19 protein-coding genes are annotated in these 21,638 nt (G+C 73.1%); 13 read left to right on the top strand and 6 right to left on the bottom strand.

Annotation, left to right across the window (positions count from 1 at the left end):
• The first annotated feature begins 166 nt into the window (after window positions 1-166).
• From PV341_RS12615 to PV341_RS12605, 3 genes are read left to right on the top strand one after another with little or no spacing between them, the layout of a single operon-like run.
• The gene (locus tag PV341_RS12615; RefSeq protein ID WP_500357762.1) at window positions 167-1,786 is read left to right on the top strand and encodes a penicillin-binding transpeptidase domain-containing protein; all 1,620 of its coding nucleotides are present in this window, start codon (window positions 167-169) and stop codon (window positions 1,784-1,786) included.
• A gap of 54 nt (window positions 1,787-1,840) precedes the next feature.
• Window positions 1,841-2,326, top strand: coding sequence for a YbaK/EbsC family protein (locus tag PV341_RS12610; protein WP_500328980.1), 486 nt, complete (start codon window positions 1,841-1,843; stop codon window positions 2,324-2,326).
• Window positions 2,323-3,165, top strand: a complete 843-nt coding sequence (locus PV341_RS12605; RefSeq protein WP_500328979.1) for an EamA family transporter — start codon at window positions 2,323-2,325, stop codon at window positions 3,163-3,165. The genes PV341_RS12610 and PV341_RS12605 overlap by 4 nt, the downstream gene beginning before the upstream one ends.
• 207 nt (window positions 3,166-3,372) lie before the next feature.
• Here PV341_RS12605 and PV341_RS12600 read toward each other — a convergent pair whose 3' ends face one another.
• Complete coding sequence (locus tag PV341_RS12600) at window positions 3,373-4,152, bottom strand: SDR family NAD(P)-dependent oxidoreductase (RefSeq protein WP_500357761.1); 780 nt, start codon at window positions 4,150-4,152, stop codon at window positions 3,373-3,375.
• Between the two features lie 109 nt (window positions 4,153-4,261).
• Here PV341_RS12600 and PV341_RS12595 point away from each other — a divergent pair, with 109 nt between their 5' ends.
• The 3 genes from PV341_RS12595 to PV341_RS12585 all read left to right on the top strand — a co-directional run bounded on the left by PV341_RS12595 (window position 4,262) and on the right by PV341_RS12585 (window position 10,637).
• Window positions 4,262-5,917: an FAD-binding dehydrogenase gene (locus tag PV341_RS12595; RefSeq protein WP_499512289.1), complete on the top strand. Its 1,656-nt coding sequence runs from the start codon at window positions 4,262-4,264 to the stop codon at window positions 5,915-5,917.
• Between the two features lie 101 nt (window positions 5,918-6,018).
• A complete protein-coding gene (locus PV341_RS12590; RefSeq protein WP_500357759.1) occupies window positions 6,019-7,218 on the top strand; it encodes a serine hydrolase domain-containing protein in 1,200 nt (399 codons plus the stop codon).
• Between the two features lie 50 nt (window positions 7,219-7,268).
• Window positions 7,269-10,637 carry a S41 family peptidase gene (locus tag PV341_RS12585; RefSeq protein WP_500328976.1) on the top strand — a complete coding sequence of 1,123 codons (3,369 nt, stop codon included), beginning with the start codon at window positions 7,269-7,271 and terminating at the stop codon, window positions 10,635-10,637.
• A gap of 81 nt (window positions 10,638-10,718) precedes the next feature.
• Here PV341_RS12585 and PV341_RS12580 read toward each other — a convergent pair whose 3' ends face one another.
• The 4 genes from PV341_RS12580 to PV341_RS12565 all read right to left on the bottom strand — a co-directional run bounded on the left by PV341_RS12580 (window position 10,719) and on the right by PV341_RS12565 (window position 14,408).
• Entirely contained in the window at window positions 10,719-10,979 is a 261-nt protein-coding gene (locus tag PV341_RS12580; RefSeq protein WP_500328975.1) for a hypothetical protein, read from the bottom strand.
• A gap of 98 nt (window positions 10,980-11,077) precedes the next feature.
• Window positions 11,078-11,971, bottom strand: coding sequence for an SDR family oxidoreductase (locus PV341_RS12575; RefSeq protein ID WP_500328974.1), 894 nt, complete (start codon window positions 11,969-11,971; stop codon window positions 11,078-11,080).
• The gene (locus PV341_RS12570) at window positions 11,968-12,900 is read right to left on the bottom strand and encodes an alpha/beta fold hydrolase (protein WP_500328973.1); all 933 of its coding nucleotides are present in this window, start codon (window positions 12,898-12,900) and stop codon (window positions 11,968-11,970) included. Before PV341_RS12570 ends, PV341_RS12575 begins: the two co-directional genes overlap by 4 nt.
• On the bottom strand, window positions 12,897-14,408 hold the full coding sequence (locus PV341_RS12565) for a flavin-containing monooxygenase (RefSeq protein WP_500328972.1): 1,512 nt from the start codon (window positions 14,406-14,408) through the stop codon (window positions 12,897-12,899). The genes PV341_RS12570 and PV341_RS12565 overlap by 4 nt, the downstream gene beginning before the upstream one ends.
• A gap of 139 nt (window positions 14,409-14,547) precedes the next feature.
• Between PV341_RS12565 and PV341_RS12560 the strand changes: the two genes are divergently transcribed.
• The 3 genes from PV341_RS12560 to PV341_RS12550 all read left to right on the top strand — a co-directional run bounded on the left by PV341_RS12560 (window position 14,548) and on the right by PV341_RS12550 (window position 18,244).
• The gene (locus PV341_RS12560) at window positions 14,548-15,264 is read left to right on the top strand and encodes a MerR family transcriptional regulator (protein ID WP_500328971.1); all 717 of its coding nucleotides are present in this window, start codon (window positions 14,548-14,550) and stop codon (window positions 15,262-15,264) included.
• A 71-nt stretch (window positions 15,265-15,335) separates the two neighbouring features.
• Window positions 15,336-17,369 carry an MDR family MFS transporter gene (locus PV341_RS12555; RefSeq protein WP_500328970.1) on the top strand — a complete coding sequence of 678 codons (2,034 nt, stop codon included), beginning with the start codon at window positions 15,336-15,338 and terminating at the stop codon, window positions 17,367-17,369.
• A 50-nt stretch (window positions 17,370-17,419) separates the two neighbouring features.
• Entirely contained in the window at window positions 17,420-18,244 is an 825-nt protein-coding gene (locus PV341_RS12550) for an arylamine N-acetyltransferase family protein (protein WP_500328969.1), read from the top strand.
• Between the two features lie 8 nt (window positions 18,245-18,252).
• Here PV341_RS12550 and PV341_RS12545 read toward each other — a convergent pair whose 3' ends face one another.
• Window positions 18,253-18,468 carry a DUF4287 domain-containing protein gene (locus PV341_RS12545; protein ID WP_499512298.1) on the bottom strand — a complete coding sequence of 72 codons (216 nt, stop codon included), beginning with the start codon at window positions 18,466-18,468 and terminating at the stop codon, window positions 18,253-18,255.
• A gap of 179 nt (window positions 18,469-18,647) precedes the next feature.
• On the opposite strand from PV341_RS12545, the gene PV341_RS12540 reads away from it, so the two are divergent.
• The 4 genes from PV341_RS12540 (at window position 18,648) to PV341_RS12525 (ending at window position 21,575) form a co-directional block, all read left to right on the top strand.
• A complete protein-coding gene (locus tag PV341_RS12540) occupies window positions 18,648-19,460 on the top strand; it encodes a helix-turn-helix domain-containing protein (RefSeq protein WP_500328968.1) in 813 nt (270 codons plus the stop codon).
• Complete coding sequence (locus PV341_RS12535) at window positions 19,457-19,651, top strand: DUF397 domain-containing protein (RefSeq protein ID WP_500328967.1); 195 nt, start codon at window positions 19,457-19,459, stop codon at window positions 19,649-19,651. The genes PV341_RS12540 and PV341_RS12535 overlap by 4 nt, the downstream gene beginning before the upstream one ends.
• A gap of 60 nt (window positions 19,652-19,711) precedes the next feature.
• The gene (locus tag PV341_RS12530) at window positions 19,712-20,362 is read left to right on the top strand and encodes an HAD family acid phosphatase (protein WP_500328966.1); all 651 of its coding nucleotides are present in this window, start codon (window positions 19,712-19,714) and stop codon (window positions 20,360-20,362) included.
• Window positions 20,363-20,501: 139 nt separating this feature from the next.
• Window positions 20,502-21,575, top strand: coding sequence for a glycerophosphodiester phosphodiesterase family protein (locus tag PV341_RS12525; RefSeq protein WP_500328965.1), 1,074 nt, complete (start codon window positions 20,502-20,504; stop codon window positions 21,573-21,575).
• Window positions 21,576-21,638: the final 63 nt, after the last annotated feature.

Raw genomic sequence — 21,638 nt, 5'->3', positions numbered from 1 at the left:
CCCGCCGCACGATGGCCCCGACCGGCGGACTTTCCCGATCGATGGGAAGCGCGTGCCGAAGCTGTGACCCGGTCGACAGCCTCAGGCCCCTCTCCGTCCCGTAGAGTGCGCTTGCATTGCCTCATTTTTGAACACGTTCAGGGGGACCACGGGGAGGGTCGGTGCCATGCGCCGAGGTGTGAAGCTGGGGATCGTCGCCACGCTGACCGCGGGACTGGTGGGGACCGCGGGGTACGGGGCGTACAACATCTACAACGGGCTGGCCGGGGGCGGCGGTTTCGCCACGGAGGCAGCCCCGGTGGAGACCGGTCCGCCGACCGCGGCGGAGGTGAAGAAGACCGCCGCGGACTTCCTGGCCGCGTGGGCCAAGGGGGACACCACCGCGGCGGGGGCCCTCACCAACGACGCGGCGGCGGCGTCCGGGGACCTGTCCGCGTACCGGAAGCAGGCGCACGTCGCCCGCGTACGGCTGACGCCGGGCACGGCCCAGGGGGCCGTGGTGCCGTTCAAGGTCGTGGCCTCGCTCTCCTACCAGGGCAAGTCCTCCACGTGGACGTACTCCTCGGCCCTCACCGTGTTCCGCGGCGAGACCACCCATCGCCCCATGGTGGACTGGGAACCCGCGGTGCTTCACCCCAAACTGACGGAGGGTCAGTCGCTGGAGACCGGTGAGGCCTCCTCGCCGCCGGTGGTCGTCGTCGACCGCAACGGCAAGGAACTGGACGCCGACGACTACCCGTCCCTGGCCTCGGTGCTGCCGCAGTTGCGCGAGCGCTACGGGGCCAAGCTCTCCGGAGGCAAGCCGGGCATCGAGACCTGGGTGAACGGCGCCGACGGCCCCGGGCAGACGCTGCACGTGATCACCAAGGGCACGGCCGCGAAGCTCCCCACCACCTTGGACGCGACGCTGCAGAAGGCCGCCGAGCAGGCGGTCAAGCGCAGCAGCCAGTCCTCGGTCGCCGCGGTCAGGACAGGCACGGGCGAGATCCTCGCCTTCGCCAACAACCCGGCGAGCGACAACAACAACGCCTTCAACGCGCAGGTCGCCCCCGGCTCCACCTTCAAGGTCGTCACCGCGACCGCCCTGCTGGAGAAGGGCGTGTCCCCGGGCACCCCGGCGCCGTGCCCGGCGACCGCGAACTTCGACAACGGCAAGATGTTCCACAACGTGGAGAGCTCCTCCGACCCGTCGGCCACCTTCCAGCGGGACTTCGCGATCTCCTGCAACACCGGCTTCATCAAGCTCGCCGGCCACCTCGACGAGTCCTCGGTCCCCTCGGTCGCCCAGCGCTACTACGGCTTCGGCCGCACCTGGAACGTCGGCGTCCCGGCCTGGGACGGCCGCGTCCCCGGCGGCCCGGGCGACGAGATGACGGAGGAGATGATCGGCCAGGGCCAGATACAGATGAGCCCGCTCAACATGGCCTCCGTCGCCGCCACCGTGCAGAACGGGGTGTTCCGCCAGCCCCGGCTGGTGGCCGCCGACCTGATCGAGGGTCCGCTCGCGAAGGCGGGCAGCGCCCTCCCGTCCGGCGTGCGGAGCAACCTCAAGTCGATGATGCGGCTGACCGCGTCGAGCGGCACCGCCGCCGGCGCGATGCGCGGGGTCTACGGCGACGTCGGCGCCAAGACCGGCTCCGCGGAGGTCGGCGGCCAGGAACAGCCCAACGGGTGGTTCCTCGCCTACCGCGGTGACGTCGCCGCCGCCGGGATGGTCCTGGAGGGCGGGCACGGCGGCGACTCCGCCGGGCCGATCGTGGCCTCGGTGCTGAAGGCCGCCTCGTGACCCGCCCGCAAATGGCTTGGCACCCCGGCCCCGCCGAGGGCTAGCGTGCTGGCCATGTCGACATCAGCTGCAGCCCATCCCCGGTTCGCGGAGGCACTCACCGCGCTGGGGCTCCAGGTACCCGTGCGCGCCTTCCCGGACGCGACCCGCACCGCGGCGCAGGCCGCCGCGGCGATCGGCTGCGAGCTCGGCCAGATCGTCAAGTCCCTGATCTTCGCGGCGGACGGGGTCCCGGTGCTGGTGCTGATGGACGGCGCGTCCCGGGTCGACGTGGAGCGGGTCCGCGCCGAACTCGGCGCGAACGAAGTACGCCGGGCCGACGCGGACCTGGTGCGCGAGACCACGGGGTACGCCATCGGCGGCGTACCCCCCTTCGGGCACCGGACCCGCACCACCGTCCTCGCCGACCGGGGGCTGCTGGCGCACGGCACCGTGTGGGCGGCCGCCGGCACCCCGCACACCGTCTTCCCCATGGCCCCGGCCGAACTGGTCGGGCACGCCGGGGCGACCCTCGCCGACGTCCGCGAACGCACCGCGTGACGCCCCTGATAGCGGCGGCCGTCCTGCTCGCGGCGGTCACCCACGCGGCGTGGAACGCCATCGCCCACGGCATCAAGGACCGGCTCGTCGCGTTCACCCTCGTCGGGGGCGGCGGAGCGATCTGCGGCGCGGCGACCGCCGGGTTCGCCCCGCTGCCCGCGGGGGACGCCTGGCCCTACCTGATCGTCTCGGTGGGGATCCACATGGCGTACATGTACCTGCTGATGAAGTCCTTCACGCTGGGGGACTTCGGGCAGGTCTACCCCATCGCGCGCGGTGTCGCCCCCATGGTCGTGACGCTGCTGGCGGCGGTCTTCGTGGGCGAGGTGCCGGACGCCCTGCAGACCGCGGGCGTCCTCGTCGCCTCCGCCGGGCTCGGCGGGGCCGCCCTGTGGGGCATGCGCGGCCGCAGCAAGGACTGGCCGGCGGTGGGCGCGGCCGTGGGCACCGGGCTGACCATCGCGGCGTACACCGTGGTCGACGGGGTCGGCGTCCGCGCGTCCGGCACCGCCCTGGGCTACGTCGCCTGGCTCCTGCTCATCCAGGGCGTCCTGCTCGTGTGCTGCGCCCTCGCGGTGCGCCGCGCCGCGCTCCCCGCGCAACTGCGCCCGGTCGCGGCCCGCGGACTGCTCGGCGGGGCGCTGTCCATGTCCGCGTACGGCCTCGTCCTGTGGGCCCAGACGCGGGGCGCCCTCGCGCCGATCGCGGCCCTCCGGGAGACCTCCATCATCGCGGGGGCGGTCATCGGGGCGGTCTTCTTCAAGGAGCGGCTGGGGCGCCCGCGCATCGTCGCGGCGCTCGTGGTCGTGGCCGGGATCGGGCTCATGCTTCACGTGTGACGACGCGTTCGTCTGCGGCCCGGTGGTTGTGTGCGGGTGCGTTGCGCCTGCGGCGGGCATCCCCCGCCCTCCCGCAGGATTGCCCGGCGCGGTCAGCGACCGCCTCGCCGCGTACGTGTGGGGCCGGTGCCGCGCCGGGCAATCGGGAGGGCGGGCGGGGAAACCGCCCGCCGCAAACGAGCCGCAGACAGACACCGGGCCCGGGCGTCAGTCCAGCGCCGCGCGGAAGGCGGATCCGTTGACGAGGATGCCCCCGTCGACGGGGAGCGTGAGGCCCGTGATCCAGGACGCGTCCCGGGAGGCGAGGAACGCGACGGCCGCCGCGATGTCCTCGGGCTCGCCGACCCGCCCGAGGGGGTAGACCCCGGTGAGGCGGTCGAGGGCCTCCTCGCGCCCCGCCCACGCGGGCGTCCGCACCGTGCCGGGGGCGACGAGGTTGACCCGGACGCCGCGCGGGGCGGCGTGCACGGCCAGCGTGCGGGTCAGCGAGGCGAGGCCCGCCTTGGCGGCGCTGTAGGCGTGGTTGCCGAAGTTCATGTGCCCGTTGACGGAGCCGATGCTGACGATCGCCCCGCGCCCGCCCGCCTGCGCCAGCAGCGGAAGCGCCGCGCGGGCGCAGCGCATGGCCCCGGTGAGGGTGACCTCCAGGTCCTCGTACCACTCCACGTCGGGCAGGTCCTCGAACCGCGGCGGGTCCACGTGGCAGGCGTAGGCGTTGTTGACGAGCACGTCGAGCCGCCCGAAGCGCTCGGCGGCGTACGTCATGGCGGCGTCCACCGCGGCCTGGTCGACGACGTCGCACGCCACCGCCGCGGCCCGGCCGCCGGTCTCCTTGCCGAGGGCCTCCGCCGTCGCGGCGGCACGCTCCGCGTCCAGGTCGGCCAGCAGGACGTCCGCGCCCTCGGACATCAGGCGCCGGGCGGTCGCCGCGCCGATGCCCTGGGCGCCTCCGGTGACGACGGCGACGTGTCCCTCGAACCTGCGCATGGCGTCATCCCCCGCCGGCGAGCGATGTTGAAAGGCGCTGCCCTCTCGCCTCCTTACTCGCGCGTAGCGTAACGTGCCTGCACACCAAAGGGGAGCGGAAAGGCACACCATGGCGCTGGACGCGGACGTCATCGTCGTCGGAGCGGGGCTGGCCGGTCTGGTCGCGACGGCCGAGCTGGCCGACGCGGGCCGCAAGGTCCTCCTGCTCGACCAGGAGCCGGAGAGCAACCTCGGCGGCCAGGCGTTCTGGTCCTTCGGCGGGCTGTTCCTCGTCGACTCCCCCGAGCAGCGCCGGATGCGGATCAAGGACAGCCGCGAACTCGCCCTGCAGGACTGGATGGGGACCGCCGGATTCGACCGTGCCGAGGACCACTGGCCGCGCAAGTGGGCCGAGGCGTACGTGGACTTCGCCGCCGGCGAGAAGCGGTCCTGGCTGCACGCGCAGGGGATACGGTTCTTCCCGGTGGTGGGCTGGGCGGAACGCGGGGGCTACCTCGCCACCGGGCACGGCAATTCGGTGCCCCGCTTCCACATCACCTGGGGCACCGGGCCGGGCGTCGTGGCGCCGTTCGTCCGCCGGGTGCGGGAGGCGGTCGCCAAGGGGCTGGTCGAGCTGCGTTTCCGGCACCGCGTGACGGCGCTGACGACGACGGGCGACGCGGTGGACGGCGTGGCGGGCGAGGTCCTGGTGGACAGCGACGCCGAGCGCGGCCAGGCGAGTTCGCGGGAGATCCGCGCGGAGTTCCAGCTCAGGGCGCAGGCGGTGGTCGTCACCTCGGGCGGCATCGGCGGCAACCACGACCTGGTGCGCAAGGCCTGGCCGGAGCGCCTGGGCACGCCGCCGCGCAAGCTGCTGTCGGGCGTTCCGGCGCACGTGGACGGCCTGATGCTGGGGATCGCCGAGGCGGCCGGGGCGCACCTGATCAACGGCGACCGGATGTGGCACTACACCGAGGGCATCGAGAACTGGAACCCGATCTGGGCCAGGCACGGCATCCGCATCCTGCCGGGGCCGTCCTCCCTGTGGCTGGACGCGACCGGCAAGCGCCTGCCGGTGCCGCTCTTCCCGGGCTTCGACACGCTGGGGACGCTGGAGCACATCATGCGCTCCGGCCACGAGTACACGTGGTTCGTCCTCACCCAGAAGATCATCGAGAAGGAGTTCGCGCTGTCGGGCTCCGAGCAGAACCCGGACCTGACCGGAAAGAGCGTGCGCGACGTGCTCAAGCGCGCGCTGCCGGGGGCGCCGGGCCCGGTCGAGGCGTTCAAGGAGCACGGCGTCGACTTCGTCGTCGAGGACGACCTGGCGGCGCTGGTGCGCGGCATGAACGCGATCACCAAGGACGACCTGATCGACGAGACCGCGCTGCGCCGCGAGATCGAGGCCCGCGACCGCGAGATCACCAACACCTTCACCAAGGACCTGCAGGTCACCGCGATCCGCGGGGCCCGCAACTACATCGGCGACAAGCTGATCCGCACCGCGGCGCCGCACCGGCTGCTGGACCCGAAGGCGGGCCCGCTGATCGCCGTACGGCTGAACATCCTGACCCGCAAGTCGCTCGGCGGGATGGCGACCGACCTGGACGCGCGGGTGCTGCGCGCCGACGGCGAGCCGCTGCCCGGGCTGTACTCGGCGGGTGAGGCGGCCGGCTTCGGCGGCGGCGGGGTGCACGGCTACCGCTCGCTGGAGGGGACCTTCCTCGGCGGCTGCATCTTCTCCGGCCGTACGGCGGGCCGTGCCGCGGCGAAGGCCACCGCCTGACCGCTTCCCGGGACACCCCCTGGCGCTGCCGCGCCGTGCCGACCCCGGTCCTGACCGGTCGCGGGCGGGAGGCACCATGGGAGGAGCAACAACGGCGGCGCATGGTGGGAGCACGGGCTGTGGTGGACGTCCACGGAGCAGTGACGGAAGGCTTCGAGCCGGTCCGGGAGGCCTTCGTCCGGAACTTCGAGGAGCGGGGCGAGCGCGGCGCGGCCGTGGCGCTGTACCGGGACGGCCGCAAGGTCGTGGACCTGTGGGCGGGCTCCGCCGACGGGGACGGGGACGGGGACGCGCCCTGGGCGCAGGACACCGCGCAGGTGGTGCGCTCGGCGACCAAGGGCGTGGCCGCGGCGTGCCTGCTCCTGCTGCACCAGCGGGGCCAGCTGGACCTGGACGCGCCCGTCGGCACGTACTGGCCCGAGTTCAAGACCGCCGGCAAGGAGCGGGTCACGTTCCGCGACGCCCTGGCGCACCGGGCCGGCGTGCCGGCGCTGGACACCCCGCTCAGCCCGGGCCAGGCGCAAGACGGCAGCAGCGGACCGCGGGCGCTCGCGGCCCAGGCCCCGTTCTGGGCACCGGGGACGGACCACGGCTACCACGCGCAGACCTACAGCTGGCTGATCGGCGAGCTGGTGCAACGGGCGAGCGGCGGCCGGTCCATAGGGCGCTACGTGGCGGAGGAGATCGCCCGCCCGCTCGGCCTCGACCTGTGGGTCGGGCTGCCCGCGGGCGAGGAGCGCCGCGTCGGGCGGATCGCCTCCGTGGAGACCCCGCCGCCGCCGGCCGCGGCCGGGCTGCGGGCGCGACCCAAGCGGAACGTGACCGAGGCGTACGAGGACCCGTCGTCGCTGACCCGGCGCGCGTTCGGCGCGATCGACCCGCTACCGGACGAGAACGACCCCGGGTACCACGCGGCGCAGCTGCCGGCCTCCGGCGGGATCGCCACCGCGCGCTCGCTGGCCCGCTTCTACGCCGCGCTGATCGGGGAGGTCGAGGGCCCGGGGGCGCGGCTCTTCGCCCCGGCGACCCTCACCTCGGCACGCACCCCGGAGTCGGAGGGCCCGGACCGCGTGCTGGTGGTGAACACCCGCTTCGGCCTGGGCTTCATGCTGCACGGCCCGGCGGCCCCGCTCCTGTCCCCCGGCTCCTTCGGCCACCCCGGCCGGGGCGGGTCGCTGGGCTTCGCGGACCCCGGCGAGGGCGTGGCCTTCGGATACGTCACCAACGGCATGCAGAAGAACGTCACCGCCGATCCCCGCGCCCAGGCACTGGTCCGCGCGGTGCGGGAGTGCCTGCGCTGACGCGGACCGGAAAAGTTGCCCGGGCTCCGGGAGCCGCGAACGATGGATGAGTGAGCGACGCCGCATACCTCCGGTTTCCGCATGTTCACGGCGAGCGGCTCTGTTTCGTCGCCGAGGACGACATCTGGGTCGCGCCCCTGGACGAGGGGCGCGCGTGGCGGGTGACGGCCGACCGGATCCGGGTCGGGCATCCGCGCTTCTCGCCCGACGGCTCCGTGATCGCCTTCAACAGCTGGCGTTCCCTCGACCCCGAGGTGTACGTCGCGCCGGTCGAGGGCGGCCCGGCCCGCCGGCTGACCTACTGGGGCAGCACTGACACGCGCGTGCGCTCCTGGACGCCGGACGGCCGGATCCTGGCGGTCTCGTCGCACGGCGAGCCGTTCTCGCACTACACGTGGGCCTACGCGATCCCCGACGAGGGCGGCCCGGGCAGCCGTCTGCCCTGGGGCCCGGTGTCGGACATCGCCGTGGACGACAGCGCCGAGGGCGAGCACCGGACGCTGCTGCTGACGGCGACCGCGCCGCACGAACCGGCCTCGTGGAAGCGGTACCGGGGCGGGGCGACGGGGCGGCTGTGGCTGCAGTGCCGGCGGCTGGTGCCGGAGGTCGACGGCCACCTGGAGTCGCCGATGTTCGTGGCGGGGCGCATCGCCTTCCTCTCCGACCACGAGGGCGTCGGCAACCTGTACTCCTGCCTGCCGGACGGCACGGACCTGCGGCGGCACACCGACCACGCCGACTTCTACGCCCGCAGCGCCGCGACCGACGGCACGCGCGTGGTCTACCAGTGCGCGGGTGAGGTGTGGCTGGTCGACGACCTCGGCCCGGGGTCGGTGCCGCACCGCGTCGCGGTCGACCTCGGCGGCCCGCGCGCCGGCCGGCGCCCGTACCAGGTCCCGGCCTCGGCGTACCTGGACGGGCTGGCCGTGGACCGCACCGGCCGCGCCAGCGCGGTGTGCGTGCGCGGCAGCCTGTACTGGCTCACCCACCGCGACGGGCCCGCGCGCACCATCTCCGACGTGCCCGGGTCGCGGGTCCGGCTGCCGGTCATGCTGGGCGACACCGGTCGGATCGCCTTCGTCACCGACGCCGAGGGCGAGGACGCCATCGAGATCGCCGCGCTGCCGGGCCGCCCCGCGGCGCTGGCCGCGGCCGACATCGCCGACGCCGACGACGCCGTCGCGCAGGCGTTGCGGTCCGTGGAGGAGGCGGAGGAGGAACCGGCGCAGGACCCGGCGTCCGCCGAGGGGCAGACGCTGCCACGGCCCCCGTGCCGCAGCGGCGGCACGCGGCTGGCGTGCGGGCTGCTCGGCCGCGTCCACGAACTGGTGCCCTCGCCCGACGGCCAGATCCTCGCCGTCGCCTCCCACGACGGGCGGCTGCTCATGGTCGACGCGGAGTCGGGCGTCGTGGCCGAGCTCGTCCGCTCCACCAACGGCCCCGTCCGTGACCTGGCCTTCTCCCCGGACTCCAACTGGATCGCCTGGTCCCACCCGGTCATCGGCCGTTCGCTGCGGAAGATCCGGATCGCCCGGCTCAGCCCGGACCCGGAGACCGGCAAGCACACCCTCATCGACGTCACCAACGGCCGTTTCGAGGACGAGCAGCCGGTCTTCACCCGCGACGGCCGCTACCTGGCCTTCCTGTCCTGGCGCGGCTTCGACCCGGTGTACGACGTGCACACCGGCGACCTGTCCTTCCCACTGGGCTGCCGCCCGCACCTGGTGCCGCTGCACTCGGCGACGCCCTCGCCCTTCGCGCTGCCGGTGGAGGGCCGCCCGCCGGGGGGCGGGCTGGACCCGACCGGCTTCGCCGAGGGGCCGCTGGCCGTGGAGGCGGCCGGGCTGCCGATGCGGGTGACGCCCTTCCCGGTGCCCGCCTCCAAGTACAGCTCGCTGGAGGCGGTGCGGGGCGGGCTGACCTGGCTGCGCTGGCCGATCTCCGGCGCGCTCGGCGAGACCTTCGTCAATCCGACCGACCCCTCCGCGCGCCCCACCCTGGAGTACTTCGGCCTGGCCAAGTCCAAGCGGGTCGAGCTGGTGCGGCACATGGACTGGTACCGGGTCAGCGGCGACGGCACGCAGCTGGTGGTCTTCGACGAGGGGGACCTGACCGTGGTCCCGGCGTACGAGCCGGGCGACCTGGACTCCACCGTGTACATCGACATGCGCCGGATCCTGCACGAGGCGAACCCGCCCGCCGAGTGGCGGCAGGCGTTCGACGAGGCCGGGCGGATCATCCGCGACTACTTCTGGGCGCCGGACATGTGCGGCATCGACTGGCCGGCGATCCTCGACCAGTACCGTCCGCTGGTCGAACGGGTCGCCACCCCGGACGAGTTCGCCGACCTCCAGCGCGAGGTCCTGGGCGAACTGGGCACCTCGCACGCGTACGTGGCGCCCGCCCGCCGCAGCGAGGGGCCGCCGCACTACCAGCGGCCGATCGGGCTGCTCGGGATCAACTTCGTCCACACCAAGGACGGCCGGTGGGTGCTCGCGCGCATCCTGCCCGGCGAGTCCTCGGACTCCAGGGCCCGTTCGCCGCTGGCCGGCACCGGCGTCCTGGAGGGCGCGACGCTCACCCACGTCGACGGCCGTGCCGTCGACCCGGTCGCCGGACCCGGTCCGCTGCTGTCGGCCGCGGGCGGCACCACGGTGGAGCTGACCTTCACCCCGCCCGACGGCGGGCATCCGCGCCGGGTCGCGGTCGTGCCGCTGGTGGACGAACGGCCGCTGCGCTACCAGGACTGGGTGGCCAAACGACGCGCGGTCGTCCGGGCGTTGAGCGAGGGCAGGTGCGGCTACCTGCACATCCCCGACCTGGGGGGCTCGGGCTGGGCGCAGTTCAACCGCGACCTGCGCATCGAGATCGTCCATCCGGCGCTCATCGTCGACGTGCGCGGCAACGCGGGCGGCAACATCAGCGACCTGGTGGTGGAGAGCCTGACCCGCAAGATCCTCGGCTGGGACCACACCCGGCACGCGCAGCCGGTGAGTTACGCGGGCAACGCCCCGCGCGGGCCGATCGTCGCGCTGGCGGACGAGGCGACGGCCTCTGACGGCGACATGATCACCGCCACGTTCCGGCTGCTGGGCATCGGCCCGGTGGTGGGTCACCGCACCTGGGGCGGCGTGGTCGGCATGACCGGCCGGCACCGGCTGGGCGACGGCACGGTGATCACGGTGCCGATGAACGCCGCCTGGTTCGAGGCCTACGGCTGGTCGGTGGAGAACTACGGCGTGGAACCGGACATCCCGGTCATCCGCACCCCGCTGGACTGGGCGGAGGGCCGCCGCACCGACCTGGAGGTCGCCGTGCAGACGGCACTTGACCTGCTGGAGAAGCACCCGGCCTCCACACCGCCCGATCTGTCCGACCGCCCGGACCGGCGTCGGCCCCCGCTCCCCCCGCGTCCTTGAGTCCCTCCCCCGTCAGGGGCGACGGAAGGGGCGCGCCCTGAACGGGCGCGCCCCTCCACGCTCACGCCTGGACCACGCGGGTCAGCTGTCCCGGTCCTGCCGCTCGTCGATCTCCTCCAGCGAGCGCTGGCGGTCGCCCTTGGGCATCGACTGCGGGGACGTCCTGGCCGGCTGGCCGTGGCCGGGCTCGCGGTGCTGCTGCTTGCCCTGCTGGCGCATCGGCTCGCCTGCCGGGCCCTGAGCGCGCTCGCGGGTCTGGCCGATGCGCTCCTGGGACTGGGGCTGAGCCTGCGGGCGGTTCTGCTGCCCGGCCTTGTTTCGCGTGGGGTCGTTCTTGCCCATGATCACTCCTTCGTGATGTATGGAATGGGCCTCGACCAGGCTGACACGGCCGGACACAGTACGCACTTCGGACGAACGCGTTCCGTGAACGGCGCTGGTCAGACGGGCCTTTCCGACCGGGCCCGCTCGTCCGCGGCGCCGCCGCGGCCGACGAGTCCGTGCCGGATGCCGCCCGCGGCGGCGATCCTCGGCTCCAGGCGGCGCATTTCGCGCCGCCCCAGGGCACCCCCGATCAGGCCCGGCAAGTACCCGCGCACGGACTGCATTCCACGCAGCCACCACTGGGCGTAGACGTGCGGCGAGCGGCGGGCGATCCCGTCCGCGATGCGCTCGACCGCCGGCTCCAGCGGGTAGGTGCGGTTGGCCGGCCAGGGCAGCCGTGCGCGGGCCTCGCGCATCACGTCGTCCTCGTCGGCGCCGCGCACCATGTCGGTGTCGGTCCAGCTCAGGTACCCCACACCGACCTTGACGCCCTTGACGCCGACTTCGGCGCGCAGGCAGTGCGCGAAGGACTCGACCCCCGCCTTGCTCGCGCAGTACGCGGTCATCAGCGGCGCCGGGGTGATCGCGGCGAGCGAGGCGATCTGCAGCAGGTAGCCGCGCGAGGCGAGCAGGGCGGGCAGGAACGCGCGGGCGGTGACCACGCTGCCGAGCAGGTTGACCTGGATGACGCGTTCGAAGTCGGCGGGGTCCACGTCCAGGAACGGACCGCCGGTCGCCACACCGGCGTTGGCGACCACGACGTCGACGCGGCCGTAGCGCTCCACGACCTCCCCGGCCACGCGGGCCATGGCCTCCCGGTCGGTGACGTCGGCCGTCCAGTACCCGGTGTCGGGGCCGATCTCCGCTGCGACGCGCTTCAGTTCGTCCGGCTCCAGCCCCACCAGCGCCAACCGGGCGCCGCGCGCGGCGAGTTTGCGGGCCAGCAGCGCCCCCACCCCACGGGCGGCGCCGGTCACCACCGCGACCTGCCCGTTCAGCGACCTGCTCATGCCGTCTCCTCCTTGACCTGGGCCCCGGGCCGCAGGTGGTCCTCGACGAGGGTGCGTACGACGCCCGCCACCGCGGCCGGTGCCTCCAGCGGCGTCATGTGGCCGAGGCCCGGCAGTTCGGTGAGCCCGGCGAACCGGGAGAGCCGGGCGGCCATGCCGTGCGCGTGCGCGGGCGGGGTGAGCTTGTCGGCGCCGCCCACGAGCACGGCGGTGGGCGCGCGCAGCGCGGAGACGCCCGCGTCCAGGTCGAGCCCGGCCAGCACCCGGCCCCACGCCGCGCGCTGCCGGCGCCCGCAGGCGTGCACGATGCGGGCGGTGGCGGCCACCAGCTCCTTGCTCGACGCCGCTCCCAGGATCCCGTACTTGAGCGCGGCCCGGGTCACCGCGGACTGCGGGCCGAGCGGCGCCGAACTGACCAGCAGGAAGCGGTGAAAGGCGTCGCGCACCCGCTTGCTGCGCACCCGCGGGGGCAGCACCGCCGCCTCGGCGAGCAGCCGCCCGCTGCCGGTGCTGGCCAGCAGTACCGCGGCCGTGCGGGTCTGCACGGCGGCGCGGTCGCCGGCCGCCATCGCGGTCATCCCGCCCATGGAGTGGCCGACCAGCACCACCTTCTCGTCGCCCTCGACGACGGACTCCAGGACCGCGGTGAGGTCGTCGGCGAGCGCGCCGGTGCCGTAGCCGCCGCGGCGCGGGGTCCCGCTGGCTCCGTGGCCGCGCTGGTCGTACGCCACGACCCGGTACTCCCCGGCGAGTTCGTGGATGAGCGGGGCCCAGAAGAGGGTCCTGCACGTCCAGCCGTGGATCAGCACCACGGTGGGCGCGGTGCCGGCCTCGGGGCCGTACTCCTCCACGTGGATCGAGGTGCCGTCCGCGGACCGCACGGAGTGCGTGCGACGGGCGGCCGGGAGGTCGAAGACGGACGCGGTCACGAGGCAACCTCCACGCGCTCCGGGTGCTCCCCGGGGGCACCGGCGGGCACGGTCTCGTACTCCTGCAGTTCCAGCCGGCGCGTGGCGCGCCGGAACTCCGCGGTCGTCCCGGGCCAGACGGTGGTGTTGCGGCCCTGGTCGTCCAGGTACCAGCTGACGCAGCCCCCGGTGTTCCAGACCGTGCGCGCCATGCGGCGCTGCAGTTCCTCGTTCCAGGACCGCACGGCCTCCGGGCGGGCGTCGAGCGCGGCGGCGCCGGTGGTGTCCAGGGCGCGCAGGTACGCGGCGACGTAGTTCAGCGAGGACTCGATCATCAGGATCATCGAGCTGTTCCCGAGACCCGTGTTGGGTCCGATGACGAACAGCAGGTTGGGGAACCCGTCGACGGTGCAGCCGCGCAGCGCGGCCATGCCGTCCTTCCAGTGCTCGGTCAGCGAGCGGCCGTCGGCGCCGAACACCCGATCGCCGATGGGCATGTCGGTGACGTGGAAGCCGGTGCCGAACACGATGACGTCGGCCTCGCGCTCGGTGCCGTCGGCCATGACGAGGGTCGAGCCGCGCACCTCCTTCAGCGCGGAGGCGACGACCTCGGTGTTGGGCCGCGCGAGCGCCGGGTAGTAGTCGTTGGACAGCAGGATGCGCTTGCAGCCGATCCGGTAGTCGGGGGTCAGCTTGGCCCGCAGCGCCGGGTCCTTGACGGCCTTGCGCAGGTGCGCGGCCGCCATGGCCTGGGCGCCGCGCATCATCGCCGGGCGCTTGGTGAACGCGCCGACCTGGAACTCGCGGATCAGCCAGAGCAGTCCGCGCCGCGCCCTGGCGGTGGCCGGCACCTTGCCGTGCAGCCACTGCTCGGCCCGGCTGATCCCGCGGTCCATGCGCGGCATCACCCACGGGGGCGTCCGCTGCACCACGGTCAGGCGCTCCACCTCGGGCTGGATCGCGGGCACGATCTGGATGGCCGAGGCCCCGGTGCCGACCATGGCGACCCGCTTGCCCTTGAGGTCGAAGTCGTGGTCCCACTGCGAGGAGTGGAAGACCTTCCCCGGGAAGGCGTCGAGACCGGGGACGTCCGGCAGCTTGGGGTCGGACAGCGGCCCGGTGGCCGAGACCACGACGTCGGCGGTGAGTTCGCCGCGGGAGGTGGTGATGCGCCAGTGCCGGGCGCCGGCCTCCCAGCGGGCCTCGGTGACCTCCGTGCCGAGGCGCAGGTGCGGGCGGAGGCCGAAGGTGTCCGCGACCCGTTCCAGGTAGGCCCGGATGTGCGGCTGGCCGGAGAAGGTGCGCGGCCACTGCGGGTTCGGCGCGAAGGAGAACGAGTACAGGTGCGAGGGCACGTCGCAGGCGCACCCCGGGTAGCTGTTGTCCCGCCACGTCCCGCCGACGGAGTCCCGGCGCTCCAGGACGACGAAGTCGGTGATCCCCTCGCGTCGCAGCCGTACGGCGGCGCCGAGTCCGCCGAACCCCGATCCGATCACCGCAACCCGCACGTGTTCGCTGTGTCCGGCCATACCGCCGCCTCTCGGTGCCGCCCCTTGCCGAATCGCGCCAGTGTTCACTGGCGCGGTTCGGAGCGTAGACCAGAAGGCGTTACCAGCGGTAGAGGGCGGGCGGCGCGACGTGACGCGCGCACCGCATAGGCTGATCGGCGTGGCGACGCACGAGCGCGAGTACCGGATGGACGAGTTGGCCGAAGCGGCCGGGGTCCCGGTGCGTACCGTCCGCTTCTACCGGGAGCGCAAGCTGCTCCCGGCGCCGCGCCGCGAGGGCCGCATCACCTGGTACAACGACCACCACCTGGCCCGGCTGCGGACCATCACGGCCCTGCTGGAGCGGGGCCACACCCTCGGCGGCATCGCCGAGCTGATGGACGCCTGGGAGAGCGGCCGCCGCGACGTCGGCGAACTGCTCGGCCTGGACCCGGGACTGCCCACCCGCTGGTCGGAGGAGGAGCCGCTGCGGCTCACCCCGGAGGGCCTCGCCGACCACTACGGCGACCAGGCCACCGCGGAGAACCTGGCCACCGCCCTGGACATCGGCTACCTCGCCGTGGACGGCGACGACGTCGTCCACGTCAGCCGCCGGCTGCTGGAGGCCTCGGCCGCACTGGTCCGGGAGGGCGTCCCGCTCGCCGAGGTGCTCGCCGCGGGCCGCGCCATGCGGGGCCGCATGGACCTGCTCGCCGAGCTCTTCGTCGAGCTGGCCCGCACCTACGTCCTGCCGGACGCGGAGGCCGACCTGCAGTCCGGCGACACCACCCGGCTGAGCGAGGCGATCGCCCGGCTGCGCCCCCTGGTGCAGGCCGTCGTCGAGGCGGAGCTCGCCCTGGCGATCGACCGCAGGCTGCGCGAGGAGCTCAAGCGGTAGCGGACGCCCGCGCATAGCCCGTACGGGCGTGTGGCCGGGCGGCACCGGCGGGCCCGCGCGAGGGTGGAGCCATGGCCGTCACCGTCCCCACCGCCGGCCGGCCGCCCGCCCTGAGCCGCCGCCAGACCAACGTCGTCTTCGTGACGATCGTGCTCGGCCTGCTGCTGGCGGCCCTGGACCAGACGATCGTCTCCACCGCGCTCCCGACGATCGTCGCGGACCTCGGCGGTGCCGGGCACATGGCCTGGGTGGTCACGGCCTACCTGCTGGCGGAGACCGTCTCCACCGTGCTGGTCGGCAAGTTCGGCGACCTGTTCGGCCGCAAGGTCGTCTTCCAGGTCAGCGCGGTCGTCTTCGTCGCCGGCTCGGTCTTCGCGGGCGCCGCCACCAGCATGCTCATGCTGATCGTCGCCCGCGCCGTCCAGGGGATCGGCGGCGGCGGACTCATGGTCACGGCGATGGCCCTGATCGCCGACGTCATCCCGCTGCGCGAGCGCGGCAAGTACCAGGGCGCGCTGGGCGCGGTCTTCGGGGTCACGACGGTCGTCGGCCCGACGCTGGGCGGTCTGTTCACCGACCACGCCACCTGGCGCTGGTGCTTCTACGTCAACGTCCCCGTCGCGATCGTGATGGTCGTGATGGCCGCCCGTACCGTCCCCGTCGTCCGGGCCGCCGTCCGCCCCGTCGTCGACTACGCGGGCATCGCGCTGGTCGCCCTGGGCGCCTCGGGACTGGTGCTCGCCCTGGAGTGGGGCGGCAGCCAGTACGCCTGGGACTCCGCCGTCGTGGTCGGGCTGTTCGTCTCCTCGGCCGTGCTGCTGACCGCGTTCGTCCTGGTCGAGCTGCGCGCGAGGGAGCCGATGCTCCCCATGCACCTGTTCCGCAACCCGGTCTTCGTCGTGTGCTCGCTGCTCAGCTTCATCGTCGGCTTCGCGCTGCTGGGCGCGCTCACCTACCTGCCGACCTACCTCCAGTTCGTCGACGGGGTCTCCGCCACCGAGTCCGGGGTCCGCACCCTCCCGCTCGTCGCCGGACTGCTCGGCACGTCCATGGCCTCCGGCACCGTCATCGGCCGCACCGGGCGCTACAAGGCCTTCCCCATCGCGGGCACCGCCGTCATGGCGCTCGGCCTGTACCTGATGTCCACCATGGACCGGGCGACCGGGCCGTGGCTGGAGTCCCTGTACATGCTCGTCTTCGGCCTCGGCATCGGCCTGGCCATGCAGGTCCTGACGATCGCCGTCCAGAACACCGTCGCGTACGCGGAACTGGGCACCGCCACCTCCGGGGTGACCTTCTTCCGCACCCTCGGCAGCGCCTTCGGCACCGCCGTCTTCGGCACCCTGTACGGCAACCGGCTCGGCCCCGCCCTGTCCGCCGCCCTCGCCGAGGTGCCCGGCGTCCCGGCCGCCGCGGCGCAGGACCCGCAGGCCCTGCGGGCGCTCCCGCCCGACCGGGCCGCCCCGATCGTCGACGCCTACGCCGACACGATCCAGCACGTCTTCCTGTGGGTCGCCCCGGTGGCCCTGGCCGGTTTCGTCATCGCCTGGTTCCTCAAGGAGGTGCCGCTGCGCGACAGCGCCCGCGCCGGCGCCTCGGACATGGGCGAGGGCTTCTCCGCCCCCGACTCCCCCGACGCCGTCGTCCAACTGGAGCGGGCGGTCGCGGGCGTCATGCGCCGCGAACACGCCGCGGAGCCCGCCGTCGCCCTCCGCATCCTGGCCGACTCCGGTTCCCCGCTCACCCCGGGCGAGGCCTGGGCGCTCGGGCAGATCCACTGGCGCGACCGCTTCCAGGGCGGCGCCTCACTGGACGCCGTCGCCCGCGCCCACCACATGCCCGGCGAGGTCCTCGAACCCGCCTTCGCCAAGGTGGCCCGCGGCGGCTGGGCCCGCGTGGACGGCGACACCCTCACCCTCACCGCGGCCGGCCGCGCCCAGCTCGACCTCCTCGCCGCGGCCTGGCGCCGCTGGCTGGACTCCCGGCTCGACGACTGGACGATCGCCGACCCCGCCGACCGTGCCCTGATGGACCGCGCCGTCGACAGCCTCGCCCGCAAACTCCTGGAGGAGAGCGAGGACGACCGCCACCCCGCACCCGTGTAGGGGCCGGTCCGTGGGGCGAAGGAATCGCCCCGCATCCGTAGGGTGGTCGTATGACGCTCGATCTCGACGCCTATCTCGCCCGCATCGGCTGGGCCGGGGAACGCCGCCCCACGGCGGAGGTGCTGCGGTCCGTGCACCGCGCCCACATGCTGGGCATCCCGTTCGAGAACCTCGACCCCGTCCTGGGCCGGGCGCCCTCGCTCGCGCTGCCCGATCTGGAGGCAAAGCTCGTCCACGGCCGGCGCGGGGGCTACTGCTACGAGCACAACACCCTGTTCGCCGCGGCGCTCACCGCCCTCGGGTTCCGAGTCACGCTGCTCACCGCGCGCGTGCTGGTGGGGGCGAAGCCGGGGGACGTCCGCCCCCGTACGCACATGCTCATGCTCGCCGAGGTGCCCGGCGAGCCGGTGCCGTACGTGAGCGACGTCGGCTTCGGGAGCATCGGCGCCCTGCTGGAGCCGTTGCCGCTGGTGGCGGACGTGGAGCTGCACGACGCGCCGCGCCGCCACCGGCTGGTCCACGCGCCGCACGACGGGCCGCTGGAACTGTGGAAGCTCCAGGCGTACCCGCCCGGCGCCGCTGACGACGGCTGGGAGGACCAGTACGCCTTCACGGTGGAACCCTTCCAGGCCCCCGACTACGAGGTCATCAACTGGCACGTGGCGACCAACCCGCGCTCCCCCTTCTCCCGCGGCGTCTACGCCCAGCGCACCACCGGCGACGCGCACCTGTCCCTGACCGGACGCCGCCTGACGGAGACGACGGCCGACGGCACCCGCAAGGAACGGGAACTGGCGGACGCGGACGAGGTGCTGCGGGTCCTGGCGGACGACTTCGCCGTACGGCTCCCGGAGGGGACGCGGCTGCCGGAGTGACCCGGCGGCTACGACGCGTCCTTCCCCTCGGCGAGCGTGTGCGCCACCAGGGCGTTGGCGTGTCCGTGCCCGAGTCCGTGCTCGGCCTTCAGCCAGCCGACGAGCTCCATGTGGCGGGTCAGCGGGGAGGAGCGGATGAGCTCCTTCCACTCCTCGACCGGCCGGCCGTACTTCTTCTCGATCGACGGGAAGTAACTCGCCGGGCCCTTCACGTTTTCTGTCATGCCCGGTGGACCGCGCGGGCGCCGTGAATCCATCGGCACCGTGGCGTGGCCTGCGTCACACCTGGTCCTCGATTCCCCGCGTCAGGTGAATTCCGCCGGTTCCCGGCGTGCCGCCGCCCGCCGCGTGCCTAGCGTGGCGCTGCGGGACGACGCCAGGGGAGCCGGACGGGGGTGGCCGCGTGACGGTCGAGGACAAGCGCTCGGTGAGCATGAGGATCTTCGGGGACCTGCTCAAGGCGCTGCGCGAGGGCCAGGGGCTCACCCTGGACGCGGTGGCGGCGCACACGGGCTACTCGAAGTCGCAGACCGTCAAGATCGAGTGCGGTGAGCGCATCGCCAGCACGGCGTTCATCGACAGGGCCGAGCAACTGCTGGGCTCACCCGGGGTGCTGAAGGCGGTGGCACCCCATCTGTCCCGGGAGAAGCTGCCCGTGGGGTACGGGGAGTACGCGGACGAGGAGGCCCGGGCGCTGAGCCTGGGATCGTACAACACCCACGTCATTCACGGCCTATTGCAGACCGAGGCCTACATCCGTGCCGTGTTCGGGGCCCGCTGTCCGGCCCTGGAGGAGGACGAGGTCGAGCGCTGGACCGAGGACCGGCTGGCCCGCCAGACCCTGATCACCCGCCGGCCCGTGTGCATGCTCTCCTTCGTCCTGGAGGAGTGGCTCCTGCGCCGCCCGACGGGCGGACGGGCCGTGATGGGGGCACAGTTGCGGCACCTCGTCGAGGTGGGGCGGCGGCGCAACGTCCAGATCCAGGTCATGCCGGCCCGCTACGAGTCGCACGCCGGACTCGACGGTCCCTTCACCTTCCTGGAGAACCCCGAACGCCAGTTGCTCGCCTACGCTGAAGGTCAGGTCGGGGGCCTGCTCACGGATGACCGGAAAAGGGTCAGTCTGCTCCACCAGCGCTATGGCATGATCCGGGCGCAGGCCCTCACGCCGGAGGACTCTGCCAAGGTGATCGAGCAGATTGCGGGTGAACTGTGAGCGCTCTCGTGTGGTTCACGTCCCGTCACAGCGGCAGCGACGGCGGCGAATGTGTGGAAGTTGCGGTCGGCCCGGCTGCCGTCCACGTACGGGACTCCAAGGACAGGTCCGGCCCGGTTCTGGCCTTCGAGCCGGACGCGTGGACCGCGTTCGTGGCCTTCGCCAGCCAATTGTCCGAACCCCAAGGATAGTTACCAACCGGTAATCCGAACGCCAGTTTCCGCTCACCCGCACCAGCGAACGTACGGTGCATGACAACCCTCAAAACCCTCACCTGGAGACGCGGCGCCGTCGTCGCGGCGATCATCGCCGCCGGGGTGTCCGGCATCGCGCTCCCCGCCGACGCGCACGCCTCCGAGCCCACCGGCGTTGCGGTGGCGGCGGCCACCACGGCCTCCGCCACCGCCGTCTCGGTCGGCCACGAGACCTGGCTGCGGGACGTGCGCCCGGTGATCGACCAGGCGCACACCTACGTCCAGGACCGTACGGCCGCCCGGAAGCCCGGCGAGAAGCTGGCGATCGTGCTGGACATCGACAACACCGCGCTGGAGACGTACTTCGACTGGTGGTTCCCGCCGGCCGTGGCGCCGACGCGTGACCTCGCCCGGTACGCGGACTCCCGTGGCGTGGACGTCTTCTTCGTCACCGCCCGGCCGGACTTCATCTACCCGGCCACGCACTACAACCTCGACCGCGAGGGCTACCCGGTCGCCGGGCTCTACGGCCGTTCGATCCCGGACCTCTTCGACGAGGTCAGCGCGTACAAGACGGCGCAGCGCGCCGCCATCGAGAAGCGCGGATACACGATCGTCGCGAACATCGGCAACAACACCACCGACCTGGTGGGCGGCCACGCCGAGCGCACCTTCAAGCTCCCCGACTACGACGGCCTCCTGGACTGACACCGTCCGTGACCGGGCCACGCCCGGGGGACGATCGTTCCCCGGGCGTTCACCATGCCCTCATGCGCGGGCTTCGTACGCGCTCGACCTGCGGCTTAGCGTCACCAGGTCCTGTTCGTCCGATGTAGACGAGGTGTAAATGTCCCTCCGGCACGCAATCGCAGCCCTGGCCGTCGTACCCGCGCTCGTGGTCCCCACCGCCGCCCAGGCGGCCACGGCCCACGACGGCCACGGCCACTCCCCCAAGGCCTCCTTCGACCTGCAGGCCCACCGCGGTGGCATCGGCATGACCACCGAGGAGTCCCTGGAGGGCTTCGGCAAGGCCCTGCGCCTCGGGGTGAGCACCCTGGAGCTGGACACCCACGTCACCAAGGACCAGAAGGTCGTCGTCAACCACGACCGCCAGATCAGCGCCCAGAAGTGCAAGGACACCGGCCCCGTGACGGCGGGCGACCCGATGTACCCGTACGTCGGCAAGTACATCAAGGACCTGACGCTGGCCCAGATCAAGACGATGGACTGCGGCTACCAGCAGCTGCCCGGCTTCCCCGAGCAGGAGCAGATCAAGGGCCACCGCATGGTGGAGCTCAAGGACGTCCTGGGCCTGGTCAAGAGCTACAAGGCCAAGAAGGTCAAGCTCAACATCGAGACCAAGGTGGAGGCCGGCGCCCCCGAGCAGACCGCGCCGCGCGAGCTGTTCGTGCGCCGGGTCTTCGAGGAGATCCACCGCTCGGGCATCGAGAAGCAGGTCACCATCCAGTCCTTCGACTGGGGCGCCCTGAACGAGATGCACAAGCTCGCGCCGAAGTACCCGCTGGTGGCGCTCACCAACTACGACTTCCTCCAGGTCGGCAAGCCCGGCGCCTCCCCGTGGCTCGGCGGCATCGACGCCGACGACTACGACGGCGACTTCGTCAAGGCCGCCGCCGCCATACCGGGCGTCAAGGCGCTCTCCCCGGTCTACGGCATGCCGCAGAACGGCACCATCGCCGACCCGAACTTCACGTTCTACGTCACCGGGAAGATGGTGGACGACGCCCACGAGCGCGGCCTGAAGGTCATCCCGTGGACCTGTGACGACAACCCGACCATCGAGGCCCTGATGGACATGGGCATCGACGGCATCATCACCGACTACCCCAACCACGTCCGGCAGATCATGGCCGACCGCGGCATGCGCCTGCCCAAGGCGTACCCCGCCCCGCGCCACTGACGAGCGGCGCCCTGCACGCGGACGCCCCCGGGACCGGCTGCCGGTCCCGGGGGCGTCCGCGTG

Origin of the sequence: Streptomyces sp. PA03-1a (genome assembly GCF_033792805.1) — a bacterium.
Lineage (GTDB): Bacteria > Actinomycetota > Actinomycetes > Streptomycetales > Streptomycetaceae > Actinacidiphila.
Note: the sequence above shows the minus strand (reverse complement) of the source record. Positions and strands in the feature narration are given on the sequence as shown.